The organism is Microbacterium sp. GQ128, from assembly GCF_059758615.1.
This window is the reverse complement of sequence record NZ_JCAXDY010000006.1, coordinates 64,618-79,890: the sequence shown is the minus strand read 5'-3', so window position 1 is coordinate 79,890 and position 15,273 is coordinate 64,618. Positions and strand designations below refer to the sequence as shown.

Below are 15,273 nucleotides of genomic sequence, written 5' to 3'. Positions count from 1 at the left end.
CGGCGTCAGCGCTACCGTCACTCCGTGCCGACGGTCATGCGAGTGCGCGGATACCGATTCTTCTTCTACACCAACGAGGGGTCGGAGCCCCCGCATGTGCACGTCGAACGAGCGGAGTTCACCGCCAAGTTCTGGCTGCGGCCGGTAGAATCGGCGGCGAAGACGAGGTTCGATGACCGTGAGCTGCGGGTGCTTCGACGGTTGGTCGAGTACCGACGAGATCTGATCGAGGAGGCGTGGCATGAGCACTTCTGTGGATGACGCTGTCGCGACCGGAGTCCTGATCGACGAGCGCGAGCTGCACGTGCACATGAAGGACGGACGCACCATCAGTGTTCCTCTCGACTGGTTCCCGCGCCTTGTCGACGCGAGCGCCGATGAGCGAGCGGACTGGCGCCTGATCGGCGCGGGGGAGGGTATCCACTGGCGGCAGCTGGACGAAGACCTCTCCATCGCCGCGCTGCTCCGAGGCCGCTGACGCGCTTTGCGGGGTATCGTGGAATGTGATGTCATCGGGCGATGACGATCGCACTCGCTCGACCGACCATCGACCTCTTCGACTCCTGGGCCGCGGCCGTGGCCGAGTTCGACAGCGCACACATCGACGGCGGCGGTTACGAGCAGGGGTTCGTGCCCGACCGGGCGGCATGCGAAGCGTTCGTCGAGAAGGCGGAGCTGTACGCCACTCCGGGTGCGGTGCTGCCCGAGGGGCACGTGCCGTGCGACTTCTTCTGGATCACCGAGGGCGACCGCGTCGTCGGGTTCATCGCGTTCCGGCGTGAGCTCAACGAATGGTTGCGTCGCTTCGGCGGCCACATCGGCTACTCGACGATCCCGTCGCGGCGCCGGGAGGGAATCGTGCGCGAGGCCCTCCGCCTCGTGCTCCGCTTCGCGAAGTCCGAAGGCTACGGCCGCGTGATGCTCACCTGCGACGACGACAACCTCGGCTCCATCCGCACGATCGAGGGCGCCGGCGGGGAGCTCGAGGGCGTGATCGACGCCTCGGAGCCGGGGCAGCCGCGCGTGCGGCAGTACTGGATCGAGCTGTCGCCCGCCTGAGTCGCCGGACGCGACGCGGAGGTCTTCGGTCACCCGCCCGCACACCCTTTTCGCGGCTGCGGAGTCCGGCCGCGGGCGTGGGCGCGCGCGGCGTGGCGACTAAGGTGGATGCTCGGCGATCGTCCGGTCGCATCATCCGATCCCGAGGAGCACACGTCGTGATCCGAAATCCATCCGCCGCGACCGGCCGCCTGCGCCGATCTGTGCGCCGCGCCGGTGCGGCCGTAATCGTCGCCTTCGTCGCCGTGGGAGCGCTGCTCGCCGGCGCCGCCCCGGCCACCGCCGCCGATGACGGCGAGAAGTACGTCATCGGCACCGACACGACGTTCGCCCCGTTCGAGTTCACGAATGCGAACGGCGACCTCGTCGGCATCGACATGGACCTGCTCCGTGCGATCGCGAAGGATCAGGGCTTCGAGGTCGAGATCCGCCAGCTCGGATTCGACGCCGCCGTGCAGGCGCTGCAGTCGAACCAGGTCGACGCCGTCATGGCCGGCATGTCGATCACCGAGGCGCGGCAGGAGACGTTCGACTTCAGCGAGCCCTACTTCACCAGCGGCATCCAGCTCGGCGTGCTCGAGGAGAGCGACATCCAGTCCCTCGACGACCTCGACGGCAAGGCCGTCGCCGTCAAGACCGGCACGCAGGGTCAGACCTTCGCCGAAGAGAACAAGGACGAGTACGGCTTCAAGGTCACTCCGTACCAGGACACGACCGACATGGTGGACGCCGTGAAGGCAGGCCAGGCCGTCGGCTACTTCGAGGACTTCCCGGTGCTGGCCTACGGCATCCAGCAGGGCTCCGGCTTCCGTCTGATCGGCCAGCCCGAGCTGGGCGGCGAGTACGGCTTCGCGGTCAACAAGGGCGAGAACCCCGAGCTGATCGAGATGTTCAACGAGGGTCTCGCGAACCTGAAGGCCTCCGGCGAGTACGACGAGATCGTCGACACCTACCTGTCCGGCGGCGAGGAGTCCGCGCAGCCGACCGACATCATCTCGGTGGCCGTCGAGTACTGGCCCGCGCTCATGCAGGGGCTCTGGCTCACGATCCTCGCGACGATCGTCGCGATCGTGGCCGCGTTCATCCTCGGCATCATCTTCGGGTTCGGCCGGCTCGCGAAGTTCGCTCCCCTGCGCTGGATCTCCACCGCGTACGTCTACATCTTCCGCGGTACCCCGATCCTCATCCAGGCGTTCTTCGTGTTCTTCGCGATCCCGCAGCTGATCCCCGATCTGAAGTTCGATCCGTTCGTCGCCGGTGCGATCACGCTCTCGCTCAACACGGGTGCGTACATGACCGAGATCATCCGCGGCGGCATCCAGGCCGTCGATCCCGGTCAGAACGAGGCCTCGCGTTCGCTGGGTCTCAGCCACTGGAAGACGATGCAGAAGGTCGTGCTCCCGCAGGCGTTCCGCATCATGATCCCGTCGTTCGTGAACCAGGGCATCATCACCCTCAAGGACACGTCGCTGATCAGCGTCATCGGCCTCGCGGAGCTGACGTTCGTGTCGCGCCAGATCATCGCCTCGACCTATCTGTCGGCCCAGGTGCTGACGATCGTCGCCATCATCTACTTCATCGTGATCACGCTGCTGACGCTGCTCGCGAACCGCCTGGAGAGGACGTTCAACGCATGAGCAAGATCGTGGTGCAGAACCTGCACAAGTCGTTCGGCGACAACGAGGTGCTCAAGGGCATCGACCTGGCGGTGGAAGACGGCGAGGTCGTCGCGGTCATCGGTCCGTCGGGGTCGGGGAAGTCCACGCTGCTGCGCTGCCTCAACAAGCTCGAGGAGCCGACGTCGGGGCACGTCATCATCGACGGCGTCGACCTCACGGACAAGAGCGTGAAGCTCGACGAGGTGCGTCAGCGCATCGGCATGGTGTTCCAGCACTTCAACCTGTTCCCGCACATGACCGTGCTCGAGAACATCACCCTTGCACCGGTCGAGTGCGGCAAGATGACCAAGGCTCAGGCGCGCGAGCGTGCGCTGGCGCTGCTGGAGCGCGTGGGCCTGTCGGAGAAGGCGGACGCGAAGCCGGCATCCCTCTCCGGTGGTCAGAAGCAGCGCGTGGCGATCGCCCGTGCGCTGGCGATGGACCCCGAGATCATGCTGTTCGACGAGGCGACGAGCGCCCTCGACCCCGAGATGGTCGGCGAGGTGCTGCAGGTCATCCGCGACCTGGCCTCGGGCGGTATGACGATGGTGCTGGTGACGCACGAGATGGGCTTCGCCCGCGAGGTCTCCGGACGCACGGTCTTCATGGACGGAGGCGTCGTGGTCGAAGAGGCCCCGCCCGCCGAGCTCTTCGGCGCCCCCAAGAACGAGCGCCTGAAGGACTTCCTCTCGAAGGTGCTCTGACCCTCCCGCGCTTCTCTTTGCCGAGCGGCCCCTCTTCGATCGATCCGGCCCCTTGCGTACGTACGCAAGGGGCCGGATCGATCAAAAAGGGGTGGTTCGACCAGGAGGGGTGGGTCGGCTAATCCGCGACGCGGGCGGCGATGTCGGTGCGGTAGTGCGACCCGTCGAGGCGGATGCGGGCGATCGCCTCATACGCCCGGTCGCGCGCGGTGCGGAAGTCGGAGGCCACGGCCACCACGTTCAGCACACGGCCGCCCGTCGCGATCAGTGATCCGCCGGGAGCATCCGGGCTCGCGGTCGCGGCGTGCACGAGGCGGACGCCCTCGACGGCCGCGGCGTCGGCCAGACCCTCGATCGGGCGCCCGGTCTGCGGTGCCTCGGGGTAGCCTTCGCTGGCCAGCACGACCGTGATCGCCACGTCGTCGCTGAACTCGGGCTCCGGCTGGTCCTCGAGGGTGCCGGATGCTGCGGCGAACAGCAGCTGCGACAGCGGGGTGACCAGGCGGGGCAGCACGATCTGCGTCTCGGGGTCGCCGAAGCGCGCGTTGAACTCGATCACGCGCACGCCCGCCGGGGTCAGGATCAGGCCCGCGTAGAGAAGACCGATGAACGGGGTGCCCTCCGCGTCGAGCTGGCGCACCACGGGGAGCGCCACGTCGCGGGTGACCTCTTCGACGAAGGCCTTCTCGCTGCCGAACTGCTCGGCGAGCCAGGGCAGCGGGGAGTAGGCGCCCATGCCACCCGTGTTGGGCCCGGCGTCTCCGTCGAGTGCGCGCTTGAAGTCCTGGGCGGGGCTGAGCGCGCGCACGGTGTCGCCGTCGCTCAGGAAGAACAGGGAGACCTCGGGGCCCGAGAGGAACTCCTCGATGAGCACCGGGCCGGCGGGGAGGTACTGCTGGGCGTGGGCGAGGGCTTCGGCGCGATCGGACGTGACGATGACGCCCTTGCCGGCTGCGAGGCCGTCGGCCTTGACCACATACGGGGCGCCGAGATCGTCGAATGCGGCCTCGACCTCGGTGGTGCTGGCGGCGCGGACAGCGCGTCCGGTCGGTACTCCGGCGGCATCCATCACCCGCTTCGCGAACGACTTCGAGCCCTCGAGCTGTGCTGCGGCCTTGCCCGGTCCGAACACCGGGATGCCGCGCACACGAAGGGCGTCGGCGACTCCGGCGACGAGGGGGGCTTCGGGCCCGACGACGACCAGATCGATCGCGTGCTCGTGGGCGAAAGCGGTGACCGCTCCGCCGTCGAGAGGATCGACCGAGACGGGGGTCGCATCCTGCGCGATGCCGGCGTTGCCGGGAGCGACGAAGATCTCGTGCTCCGTCTGCTCGGCCCGCAGGGCGAGGATGATCGCGTGCTCACGGGCACCGGAACCGAGGACGAGAATCTTCACCCGTCCAGACTACCGAGGCTCGCGCTCCGGGTTTCGGCGCATGGCGCGTTCACAACTCAGGAGAAACTCCCCGATCGGCACGTTCTCGAGGAGTTATGAACGGGAAGCGGCCGAGAGTCCGCGCCGCAGACCGGCTCAGAGCTCGATCACACGCTCCGTCGATGCGTCCCAGGGAACGGTCCAGCCCGCCGCATCGAACAGCGCATCGAGCACCATCGCGGTGAAGCCCCACACGATGGTCCCGTCGACGTCGAACGCCGGTCCGCGGAAGGTACGGCCCATCCGCGTGAGTGTCGAGGTGAACCGGGTTGCGGGGTCGAGCAGCTGCGCGACCGGAACCCGGAACACCTCAACCGTCTCGGCATGGTCGACGGCCACGACCCTGGACGGAGACTGCCACCAGGCGAGCACCGGTGTGACGAGGTGGTTGCTCGCAGCGAGCGGGATCACGGGCAGCGTCGCCAGGATCTCGACGCCGGCCGGATCGAGCCCGGTCTCCTCCTCGGCCTCGCGCAGCGCCGTGGCGACCAGATCGGCATCGCCGGGCTCCACTCGGCCGCCGGGGAACGAGACCTGTCCCGGGTGGGAGGCGAGGGTGGGCGCTCGCCGTTGCAGCAGCACGTCGAGGTCGCGGGCGACGGCGGCGTCGGTCGTGGGGGCGGGCGTGCGGTCCAGCACCCCGAACAGGATGAGCACCGCGGCATCGTGCGCGTTGTGCGGGTCGGCGAGGGGTGGGATCCGGACGCCCCAGGAGTGGTCGGCGACGGCCGCGAGCAGCTCGGCGCGGGCGCCCTGCGGATGCATGCTCATGCGTCTGAGCTTAGGACGCGTCGGGCGCTCGTGGCCCGCGTGTCCTGGCCAGCCGCGCGCGGCGAGCGATGCCGCCGAGCGGCGTGGTTCACGACATCGTGAGGGACAGCGACGAAGCCGGGGCGGGGTCGCTGCGCAGCCGCGCGTGCAGTTCGATGTCGAACCGCTCCGCGCCGTACCGCAGTTTCTCGCGCTCGATGCCCTCCGCCCGGAAACCGGATGCCGCCGCGACGCGGCACGATGCGGGATTGTTCACGCGATGGCCGAGTTCGAGTCGATGAAGCCCGTTCCGGAACGCCCAGTCCGACGCCGCGAGCACGGCGTCCGTCGCGAGTCCACGGCCGCGGGCGGCGGGCGCGAGCCAGTACGAGATCCAGGCCGTCTCGTGGCGGAGCTCGATCGCGGTCGCCGCCACGTTGCCGACGGCGACCCCGGCTTCCACGATCGCCCAGTTCCTTGCCCGCTCCTCGAACAGCAGCGATTCGTCGATGTAGGCGCGCGCCGCCGCCGGTGAGGTGAGCTGGGCAGATCCGAACTGCGGGGCGAGGTCGGGCGCCGTCTGCCACGCCCGTCGCAGAGCTTCGGCATCGGCGAGGGTCCAGGGGCGAAGGGTGACGCTCATGCCTCCATGATCTCGGTTCCACGGAGTGCGCGTCGCCTACCTCGACCCGTGCCGAAGGTAGGCTCGCGGGATGAGGCGATGGCGGGGATTCGCGCTGGGCGCGGTACTGGTGGCGGTGCTCACCGGATGTTCCGCGACGCCCGAGGTCGACCCCGACGCCGTGCAGGACTGGATGGCGACGCAGGACTCCCGTGAAGTCGCCGGGTCTCTCGCGACGCTCGCCGGGTTGGCGTCCCCGCTCTCGGACATCGTCGGCGAGGGCGGGGTCACGGTAGCGTTCGATGAGCCGACGGCGATCGTCTCGGTGCTGTTCGCGTGCTTCGGTCCCGAGACGATGAGCGCCGACATCGCCCTGAGCGGATCGGATGCCGGCGGCTCCGTGACGTCGCAGACGATCCGCACCGACGATCTCCTCTGCGACGGCGAGCCGCAGCGGATCGATATGGGCATGGATGCCGCGACCGAGGTCTCGGCCAACGGGCTGGGGCGGGACGCGGTCGGGGCGTGGTCGGTGTTCGTCGTCGGAGAGAGCTGAACGATGGCCAGGAAGATCGACATCATCGACGGGCGGGCGGCGCTGGAGGCCGTTCGTGCTGCCGACGCCGCCGACGCGAAGCCGCAGCGGACCGACCTCGCCACGGCCGTGCGCTACCTGCTGCAGCTGCTCGACGAGAAGGCTCCGGGAAACAGCGTCGAGGTCCGGGTGCCGCCCTTCGGCGCGGTGCAGGTGATCCAGGGCCCCCGCCACACGCGCGGCACCCCGCCGAACGTCGTCGAGATGGATGCCGCGACGTGGATCGCCGTGGCCACCGGCACGGAGCCCTGGGCGGATGCCGCAACGGCGGGCCGCATCCATGCCTCGGGCACGCGCGCGGATCTCAGCGACGTGCTCCCGGTGCGTCCCTAGCGTGAGCGCGCGCAGAGACGACCACGGGCCGCCCGACGACGACGTGTGAGCGCTCGCCCGGCGCCTTCGGCTCAGGCTCCCTTGCGGCGCGCGATCTCGTCGGCCAGCTGCTGCACGCGGCCGGGGTCGGCGTCACGGGCGAGGGCGACGTAGTGGTCCAGGACGGTCGGCCGGTAGCGCACGGGCATGGTCTGTCCCGCGGCGAGTCGGGTGAGCTCGGTGATCGTGAGGTCTTCGTCTGCGATGCCGCGGAACGAATGACCCTCCGTCGTCTCCACGTCGAGCATCAGCACCACGCGGGGGCTGCCGTCGCTGCTGACCTCGCGCCAGTCGACGAGCACACCGAGTGCGAGCGTTCCTGTGCGCAGCTCGGCATTGCGCTTGCGTGCCTCACCGCTCAGGAGGGGGTTCGGGGTGACGCCCGGGAATGCGGGGCCGACGCCGAGAGCTTCCCGACTCAGATCGGGCCTGAGCTGCTCCATCAGGTCGCTGAACGTGAGCTTCTTCTTCTTCTTCGAACCGAACATCCCGACCCCTCCCTCGCGCCGCTGCCGGCGCCCACGGTCCCTGCTTCGCACTCACCGCGATTGTATGCCGCCGGGCATCCACGCCCCCGGGGGCGGGCGAGAGTCACGCCCGGTCGTGGAGGGTGATCCGGTAGCCGTCGGGGTCGGCGAAGGTGAAGGTGCGACCGAAGGGGCCGTCGATCGGGTCGGCCACGATGGTGTGCCCGTCGGCGACGAGTCGATCGTGGATCGCCTGGACGTCGGTGGCGTGCAGCCAGATCGCGGCGCCGATCCCCGGCTGCGCGACGTCGGTCAGGTCGGTGCCCGGCGGGATGTCCCGGAGCGCGAACGCGATCGGCGTCGTCTGGAACACGACGGCGTGCGGGGGGCCCGCCGGCGAGCGGACGAGTCCGAGGTAGTTCTCGTAGAACGCCTGCGAGGCGGCGAGGTCGCGTGCCTGGAGGGAGAGGAAGTCGGGGCCGGTGACGGGCATGAGGAGAGTCCTTCATTTCGTGTCAGTTTTCTGACATGAATGAGCGTATGTCAGACTACTGACATGAGTCAAGACCGCGCCGGCATCGACCTCGACACGTCGCTGGGCTACCTGCTGAAGGAGGCGTCCAGCGCTCTCCGCGCCGCGATGGAGGAGGTGCTGCGCCCGCTCGGCATGACCATCACGCACTACTCCTGCCTGGAGCTCCTCTCCCAGCGCCCCGGACTGTCGAACTCCGAGCTCGCGCGCGGCGCGTTCGTCACCCGTCAGTCGATGAACGTGCTGCTCCAGACCCTTGAGCGGGACGGCTTCGTGACCAGGCCCGCCGAGCCGCCGGTCGGGAAGGCACTCCCCGCCCGCCTCACCGAGCGTGGCCGGCAGAGTCTCGCGAAGGCGACCGCGGCCGTCCGCTCGGTCGAGGTCCGGATGCTGTCGGGCATGACCGAGACCGAGCAGGCGGGCGCGCGGAAGATCCTGCGGAGCATGATCCGCTCCCTGCGCGACGAGGAATAGTCCGGCTCACGAGGGCGGGACGCCACTCAGCGCCGCGCGACCACCAGCGGAACTCCCGTCGCGGGATGCGGGAACACGTCGACCGCCTGTCCGTAGACCTGCTCGATCCGTTCGGCCGTGAGCACCTCGGCCGCCGGGCCCGTCGCCGCGACCCGCCCGTCGGAGAGCAGCGTGACCCGGTCGGCATGCGCGAGCGCGGCGTTGAGGTCGTGCAGCACGATGGCCACCGCGATGCCGGCATCCGCGCGGCCGCGGATCAGCCGCATGACGTCTTCGTGATGCTTGAGGTCGAGAGCGGCGGTCGGCTCGTCGAGCAGCAGGATGCCGGTGCTCTGGGCGATTACCCGGGCGAGGGCGACGCGGGCGCGCTCGCCGCCGGAGAGCGAGGGCACCGCGCGGGTCTTGAGGGCGGTCACCTCGGTCTGTGCCATCGCGGACGACACCCGCTCGTCGTCCTCTTCGGCCGCCGGGGTGCGCGCCCACGGCGTTCGCCCCATGCGCACGACCTGCTCGGCGCTGAACGGGAACGTGACGGTGTTCTCCTGCAGCAGCACGGCGCGCTCCCGGGCGAGCAGGCGCGGCTTCACCTTCGCGATCGGCTGACCGTCGATCTCGACCGTGCCCGCCTGCGCGCCGACATCGCCGGCGAGCACCCCGAACAGGGTGGATTTGCCGGCGCCGTTCGGTCCGACCAGGGCGTGGATCTCCCCGTCGTGGATCTCGATGGAAGCATCGTCGAGGATCGTGCGACCCTCGCCGACGCGCACCGTGAGCCCCGCGCCGCGGAGCCGCACGGTCACGCCCATCCTCCCGAGCGACGGCGCGTGCGCACGAGCAGCCAGAGGAAGAACGGCCCGCCCACGAGCGAGGTGATCATGCCGATCGGCAGGTCGGCGAGCGGCACGGCCGTGCGTGCGACGAGATCGGCGACGGCGATCAGCAGCGCACCGCCGAGGGCCGAGGCGATCACCAGCGGCAGGTGCGCCGGGCCGATCAACATGCGCATCAGGTGCGGCACGACGAGCCCGGCGAAGCCGATGATCCCGGCGAACGCGACCGCCGCGCACACGAGCAGGGCCACGGTCACGATGACCACGATCCGCAGCAGCTCGACGTTGACGCCGAGGTGCCGGGCGGTGCGCTCGCCGAGGGCGAAGAGATCGAGGCTCGGAGCGACGATCAGGGCGACGACCACGCCGATCAGGACCAGCGGTGCGACCAGTTGGATGTTCGACCACAGGGCGCCGTTCAGCGAACCCAGCTGCCAGAACACGATCTGCTCACGCGTCGACGTGGTGCCGAGGAAGGTGAAGAACGCCATTCCCGCGCCGGCGATGGCGTTGATCGCGATGCCGGTGAGAAGCAGGGTCACGACCTCGGTGCGGCCCCCGGAGCGACTGATGAAGTACACCGAGAACACCGCGATCAGCCCGCCGGCGAACGCGAATGCCGGCGTGGTCCACATGCCGAAGGTGGCCAGGCCGAACGTGATGCTCGCGGCCGCACCGAGTGCTGCGCCCGAGGAGACACCGACGACACCGGCATCCGCGAGCGGGTTGCCGAAGATCGCCTGCATGAGCACGCCCGAGACGGCGAGTGCGGCGCCGACGAGGAGCCCGAGCACGATGCGCGGCATCCGCAGGTTGAAGATCACGCCGTAGTCGGTGGATGCCGAGGGCGCCCAGGCGGTGTCGATACCGATGCCGCGCAGCAGCACGCCCACCAGAGAGGTGGGGGACAGGTCGTACTGCCCGCTCGTGATCGAGACGACGCTGGTGATCGCGAGCGCGACGACCAGGCCGGCCGTCACCAGGGCGAAGCGCAGCCCCCGGTGCCTGGTCGGCGTCGGAGTGACGACCTCGCCGGTCACTTCGCGGGCTCGGGGGCGTACAGGGCGCGGGCCAGGGCGCCGATCACATCCGCGGTGCGCGGGCCGAAGCTGAGGATCTCGCTGTCGGCCATGTCGATCACGCGACGGTTCGCTCCGGCGGGCGTCTCGGCGACGGCGGGGATCCGTTCGATGAGCCCGTCGATGCCGCCGACGGATTCGAGTCCGTCGGTCATCATCACGAGCACATCGGGCTGCGCGGCGACGAGGGCCTCGGCGGTCATGGGCTTCATCCCTTCCCAGCCGATCTCGGCGGCGACGTCGACCCCGCCGACCGCGTCGATGAGGGAGTCGGCGCCGGAGTCCTCGCCGAAGATGTAATAGACGTTCGCGCTGCCGCGCACGTAGAGGAAGAGCATCCGCGCGCGATCGGCTTCATCCGCCGGCACGACCTCGGCGATCTCGGCGAGCGTCTCATCGACCGAGGCGTCGAGCCGCGCGATGAGCGCCTCGCCCCGGCTCAGCACCCCCAGGGCCGTCGCGATCTCGGTGACCAGCTCATCGGTGGTGTCCAGCCGCCGGTCGCTGGAGATCACCACGACCGCGATGCCCGCGTCGCGCAGCTGCTGACGAACCTCCTTCGGACCGATCGTGGTGTCGGTGAGGACGACGGTCGGCGCGAGATCGAGGATCGCCTCGGCGTTCAGCGTGTGACCGGTCTTCGTGACGACCGGGAGGTCTTCCGTGCCGGCGAAGACGGTGGACGCGTCGCGCCCGACCACCTGGTCGCCGAGCCCGAGGGCGAAGACGGTGGACGCGATCGTGCCCGAGATATCGATCGGGAGGATGCGGTCGACGTCGGTGATCTCGATCTCGCGACCTTCGCTGTCGGTCACCGTGACGGGCAGCGACGGCGCGGTGTCGTCGTCGACGGCCTCGATCGCGCGGCTGGAGAGGCACGCGGTGGAGGGGCCCTCATGCCCGCGCACGTCGTCGATCACGTCGAGCGAGGCGAGGGGAGTGGATGCCTGCGGGCAGGTGTCTTCTGCGGCGGCGGGTGGTGCGGCGGTCGCTCCGGGCTCGGCGCACGCGGTGAGACCCATGGCGAGAGCGGCGACGAAGAAGACGGCAAAGACGCGACGCATTAGGCAAGGCTATCCTAAAACTTGACGCGCGCTGGTTCGCACCTCTACGCTCAGGAACGGCGGCTTGCTTAGCCAAGCCTAACCAACATCCGACCCTTCGCCCGACTGCATTGCGGCACCGCCGGCGCGCGTGCTCTTCTGCGTGCCCGGAGCCGTGGAGAACCGTGAACGCCACAGCCACAGCATCCTCAGGGAGCGCCCGCATACGCGTGCTGCTCGCCGCTTTCGTCTCCTTCCTCCTCGTCGTCGCCGGTGCGGTGATCGTCCCGCCCGCGCATGCTGCCAGCGCCACGGTCACAGCGACGGTCGCCTCTGCGACCACCTCCGGCGTGAGCGTGCAGGTGCAGGTGAGCGGCCTGCCGGAGGTCGAAGGCGCCTATGCGGCCCTCATCGTGAAGGGCACCGAGGCCGGCCTCAGCGGCAGTGGCGGATACGCGGCGTTCGTGATGCCCACGGTCGCGGCGGGGGCGAGCACGTTCACGCTCGATGCGCCCGCCGGATCGCTCGATCGGACCATGTCCTACGAAGTGCTCGTGTGGCAGAAGCACTCGAACCCGAACGAGACGACGATCTACGGCCGTGGCGACGTCGCGATCTCCGCGGGGCAGTGGGACGCCGTGTTCGGCCCCGTGCCCACCGACCCGGGCACGGACCCCGGAACCGACCCGGGCACCGATCCGGGCACGGGCCCCGGAACGGATCCGGGCACGGACCCTGGAACCGACCCCGGCACCGACCCGGGCACCGACCCGGGAACCGACCCCGGCACGGACCCCGGCACCGACCCGGGCGAGACGCCGTTCTCCCCGGCGATCGAGGTCTTCCTCGCCGACGGCACGACCCCCGCGACGGGCAAGGCCCTCAAGGCGGGCGACACGGTCGTCGTGAAGGGCTCGGGCTACGACCCGGCGGCGAATGTCGGAGGCCGCGGGGTTCCGATCCCGAAGGATCTTCCGCAGGGTACGTATGTGGTGTTCGGCAACTTCGCCTCGACGTGGCAGCCCTCGACAGGTGCGGCGTCGTCGACCCGTTCGGTGGGCGCGCAGGTCTGGGCGCTCTCCGAAGGTGTGCTGAACCAGGTGCCGTCGCAGTACCAGGGTGCGATCCGCGCGCAGTGGGTCGACATCGCAGCCGACGGCACTTTCCGGGCGACCCTGACGCTGAAGGACACGGCGGCGACCCCCGGCGCCTATGGCGTGTACACCTACGGCGCCGGCGGAGTCACCAACGCCGCGCAGGAGCAGAGCGTGGCACTGAACTACGGCAACGCCGCGGGCCTTGAGACCTCGGTGAAGTCGGCGACCGCGAAGGACGGCCTGACGGTCACGGCGGCGGCCTCGAAGCTCGGCGACATTGCCGGCGCGTATGTCGCGGTGATCGAGAAGGGCACCGAGGCGGATGTGACGGCCGGCGGCGGATTCCTGGCGATGCAATACGTGCGGGGTATCACCGGCGGCGCGTTCAGCGTCGACCTCACCGCTGCCGCCGACCAACTCGACCGCACGAAGGCCTACGAGGTCATCGTCTGGAAGCAGCACACGATGCCGAACGCCGACACCATCTACGTCCGTGCGACCGTGCCGGTCAGCGACGAGCAGTGGAACGCGATCTTCCCGGAGGGCCCCGCTCTCGGCGCGACCGTGAAGACGGCGACCGCGAAGGACGGGCTGACCGTCACCGCCGCGGCCTCGAAGCTCGGCGCGATCCCCGGCGCGTATGTCGCACTGATCGAGAAGGGTACGGAGGCGGACGTCACGGCCTCGGGCGGCTTCCTCGCCATGCAGTACGTGCAGAACATCATGTTCGGCTCGTTCGCGGTCGATCTCACGACGGCGGCGAAGAACCTCGACCGCACGAAGTCGTACGAGGTGATCGTGTGGAAGCAGCACTCCATGCCTGCCGCCGACACGATCTACGCCCGCGGCGACGTGACGATCACGGATGCTCAGTGGCGCGCGCTGCTCGGCGAAAAGCCCACGGAACCGAAGCCGCCGACGACGCCGACGACTCCGCCGGCGAGCGTTCCCGGCGGATCGCTCCGTTGGGCGATCTCCTCGGACTTCGCCCGCTACGTCACCGGTGGCATCGCCCAGGGGGCCATCTCGGTCTCCGACGGTGCGACGCGTTCGGGCAGCCAGTTCCAGTTCGGTCAGACCGTCGGGGGCGACTTCGACGTGGAGACCGGACTCGGCAGCGTCGTCTACCGCGGATCGGTGCGCTTCACGGGCCACCACGGGGTGCTCGACGTCACCGTGTCGAACCCGCAGATCCGCATCACCTCGGCGGGAGCGGCGACACTTTCCGTGACCAGCGGAGGTGCGCAGGTGCCGTTCGCGACGCTCGACCTCTCGCGGGCGGCGCGCATCTCGGCGAACGGTGCCGTCACCTACACCGCCGCGCCGGCGTCGCTGACGGCGGCCGGTCGCGATCGGGTGCTGTCGGGGTACTCGACCGACCTCAACCCGGTCACCTTCACGATCGGCTCCGTCGCGGCGGCGCCCGCGGGGAACACGGGCACCGTGGCTGCGGCCGCCGTGAAGGCGAAGACGACCCTGCCCGCGGCCCCGCCGGCATCGGACGGCATCGACGTCGACGCGGAGAACCTCGCCGCGCTCGAATCCGGGCAGCCGGCCACCATCACCGCATCCGGTTTCCAGCCGAACGAAGAGGGCATCAAGGTGGTCGTGTACTCGACCCCCGTGCTCCTCGACACCGTGACCGCGGATGCTGCGGGCGTCGCGACCTGGTCGGGCACGCTGCCCGCCAGCCTCGAAGACGGCGCGCACACGCTCACCCTGCAGGGCTCGGTCGACCGCGGTCTGTCGTTCACGCTCACCCGCGCGAAGACCGTGATCGGCGCGTGCACGGTCGAGGGCGCCACGCTCCAGTGGGGGTACAAGGAGTCGTTCCGCACCTACATCGAGGGCATCGCGAAGGGCGGCTGGACGCTGACCGATGTCGAGTACCGCTACCCGGACTACGTCTGGGAGAGCGGCACCGGCTCGTTCGATGACGAGACCCTCGCCGGAGTCATCACCTACGGCGGCAGCATCACGTTCACCGGCCACGACGGCGCGCTGAACACGACGCTGGCGAACGCCCGGCTCGAGCTCGCCGGCGACAAGGGCTACCTCGTCTTCGACGTGAGCGGCACCACGCAGGACGGCGCGAGCGTCGACCAGAAGGCGGTCCGCCTCGCGGAGTTCGCCCTCGGTGATGCCGCGGTCGTCGACGGGAAGCTCTCGCTCGACGCGATCCCGACGACACTCACCGAGGCGGGGGCTGCCGCGTTCGGCACCTATGCCGCGGGCGAGGCGCTCGACCCGGTGACCGCGGTCATCCCGGTCGACGCGGAGTGCGGCGTCGCGGTGGAGGAGGAGGCCGAGGTCGACTCCGAAGCCACCACCGCCGTCACCGCGGTGACCGAGCCGGCAGACGAAGACGGCGTCCCGGTGTGGCCGTGGATCGTCGGCGGCCTGGTGGTCGTGGCCCTCGCCGCGACCGGCGGTGTGCTGATCGCGCGCCGCAACCGCAAGTCCGAGACCGCGGAGACGACGACCGAGGTCTGAGTCGAGAACCCGGTACGGATGTCGGGAGAAAGTACGGATGCAGGGAGCGATGAGCCTGATGGC

The 15,273-nt window shown here is 69.7% G+C and carries 17 protein-coding genes; 9 read left to right on the top strand and 8 right to left on the bottom strand.

Annotated features, from left to right (window positions below; translation table 11 throughout):
- The first annotated feature begins 24 nt into the window (after positions 1-24).
- From AC6CHX_RS17935 to AC6CHX_RS17915, 5 genes are all read left to right on the top strand, one after another.
- The gene (locus AC6CHX_RS17935; RefSeq protein WP_498273923.1) at positions 25-261 is read left to right on the top strand and encodes a DUF4160 domain-containing protein; all 237 of its coding nucleotides are present in this window, start codon (positions 25-27) and stop codon (positions 259-261) included.
- Entirely contained in the window at positions 242-478 is a 237-nt protein-coding gene (locus tag AC6CHX_RS17930) for a DUF2442 domain-containing protein (protein WP_498273922.1), read from the top strand. The genes AC6CHX_RS17935 and AC6CHX_RS17930 overlap by 20 nt, the downstream gene beginning before the upstream one ends.
- A gap of 41 nt (positions 479-519) precedes the next feature.
- Positions 520-1,059, top strand: coding sequence for a GNAT family N-acetyltransferase (locus AC6CHX_RS17925; RefSeq protein WP_498273921.1), 540 nt, complete (start codon positions 520-522; stop codon positions 1,057-1,059).
- Between the two features lie 158 nt (positions 1,060-1,217).
- Positions 1,218-2,696 (top strand): amino acid ABC transporter substrate-binding protein/permease, encoded by a 1,479-nt coding sequence (locus AC6CHX_RS17920; protein WP_498273920.1) that lies wholly within the window; start codon positions 1,218-1,220, stop codon positions 2,694-2,696.
- Positions 2,693-3,421, top strand: coding sequence for an amino acid ABC transporter ATP-binding protein (locus AC6CHX_RS17915; protein WP_136040817.1), 729 nt, complete (start codon positions 2,693-2,695; stop codon positions 3,419-3,421). The genes AC6CHX_RS17920 and AC6CHX_RS17915 overlap by 4 nt, the downstream gene beginning before the upstream one ends.
- Positions 3,422-3,539: 118 nt before the next feature.
- Here AC6CHX_RS17915 and purD read toward each other — a convergent pair whose 3' ends face one another.
- The 3 genes from purD to AC6CHX_RS17900 all read right to left on the bottom strand — a co-directional run bounded on the left by purD (position 3,540) and on the right by AC6CHX_RS17900 (position 6,249).
- Entirely contained in the window at positions 3,540-4,817 is a 1,278-nt protein-coding gene (purD, locus tag AC6CHX_RS17910) for a phosphoribosylamine--glycine ligase (protein WP_498273919.1), read from the bottom strand.
- A gap of 135 nt (positions 4,818-4,952) precedes the next feature.
- Positions 4,953-5,627, bottom strand: a complete 675-nt coding sequence (locus AC6CHX_RS17905; RefSeq protein WP_498273918.1) for an NUDIX hydrolase — start codon at positions 5,625-5,627, stop codon at positions 4,953-4,955.
- Between the two features lie 88 nt (positions 5,628-5,715).
- The gene (locus tag AC6CHX_RS17900; RefSeq protein WP_498273917.1) at positions 5,716-6,249 is read right to left on the bottom strand and encodes a GNAT family N-acetyltransferase; all 534 of its coding nucleotides are present in this window, start codon (positions 6,247-6,249) and stop codon (positions 5,716-5,718) included.
- Positions 6,250-6,319: 70 nt separating this feature from the next.
- On the opposite strand from AC6CHX_RS17900, the gene AC6CHX_RS17895 reads away from it, so the two are divergent.
- Entirely contained in the window at positions 6,320-6,784 is a 465-nt protein-coding gene (locus AC6CHX_RS17895) for a hypothetical protein (RefSeq protein ID WP_498273916.1), read from the top strand.
- Positions 6,785-6,787: 3 nt separating this feature from the next.
- Positions 6,788-7,156 (top strand): sterol carrier family protein, encoded by a 369-nt coding sequence (locus AC6CHX_RS17890; protein ID WP_498273915.1) that lies wholly within the window; start codon positions 6,788-6,790, stop codon positions 7,154-7,156.
- A gap of 71 nt (positions 7,157-7,227) precedes the next feature.
- On the opposite strand, the gene AC6CHX_RS17885 is transcribed toward AC6CHX_RS17890, so the two are convergent.
- Both AC6CHX_RS17885 and AC6CHX_RS17880 read right to left on the bottom strand, forming a co-directional pair.
- Positions 7,228-7,683, bottom strand: a complete 456-nt coding sequence (locus tag AC6CHX_RS17885) for a hypothetical protein (protein ID WP_498273914.1) — start codon at positions 7,681-7,683, stop codon at positions 7,228-7,230.
- 103 nt (positions 7,684-7,786) lie between these two features.
- On the bottom strand, positions 7,787-8,155 hold the full coding sequence (locus AC6CHX_RS17880; RefSeq protein ID WP_498273913.1) for a VOC family protein: 369 nt from the start codon (positions 8,153-8,155) through the stop codon (positions 7,787-7,789).
- Between the two features lie 63 nt (positions 8,156-8,218).
- Here AC6CHX_RS17880 and AC6CHX_RS17875 point away from each other — a divergent pair, with 63 nt between their 5' ends.
- The gene (locus AC6CHX_RS17875; RefSeq protein WP_498273912.1) at positions 8,219-8,668 is read left to right on the top strand and encodes a MarR family winged helix-turn-helix transcriptional regulator; all 450 of its coding nucleotides are present in this window, start codon (positions 8,219-8,221) and stop codon (positions 8,666-8,668) included.
- Between the two features lie 26 nt (positions 8,669-8,694).
- Here AC6CHX_RS17875 and AC6CHX_RS17870 read toward each other — a convergent pair whose 3' ends face one another.
- From AC6CHX_RS17870 to AC6CHX_RS17860, 3 genes are read right to left on the bottom strand one after another with little or no spacing between them, the layout of a single operon-like run.
- The gene (locus tag AC6CHX_RS17870; RefSeq protein WP_498273911.1) at positions 8,695-9,474 is read right to left on the bottom strand and encodes a heme ABC transporter ATP-binding protein; all 780 of its coding nucleotides are present in this window, start codon (positions 9,472-9,474) and stop codon (positions 8,695-8,697) included.
- Complete coding sequence (locus AC6CHX_RS17865; RefSeq protein ID WP_498273910.1) at positions 9,465-10,538, bottom strand: FecCD family ABC transporter permease; 1,074 nt, start codon at positions 10,536-10,538, stop codon at positions 9,465-9,467. The genes AC6CHX_RS17870 and AC6CHX_RS17865 overlap by 10 nt, the downstream gene beginning before the upstream one ends.
- Positions 10,535-11,641: a heme/hemin ABC transporter substrate-binding protein gene (locus AC6CHX_RS17860; protein ID WP_498273909.1), complete on the bottom strand. Its 1,107-nt coding sequence runs from the start codon at positions 11,639-11,641 to the stop codon at positions 10,535-10,537. Before AC6CHX_RS17860 ends, AC6CHX_RS17865 begins: the two co-directional genes overlap by 4 nt.
- Before the next feature lie 164 nt (positions 11,642-11,805).
- On the opposite strand from AC6CHX_RS17860, the gene AC6CHX_RS17855 reads away from it, so the two are divergent.
- Entirely contained in the window at positions 11,806-15,210 is a 3,405-nt protein-coding gene (locus tag AC6CHX_RS17855) for an HtaA domain-containing protein (protein WP_498273908.1), read from the top strand.
- Positions 15,211-15,273 lie beyond the last annotated feature (63 nt).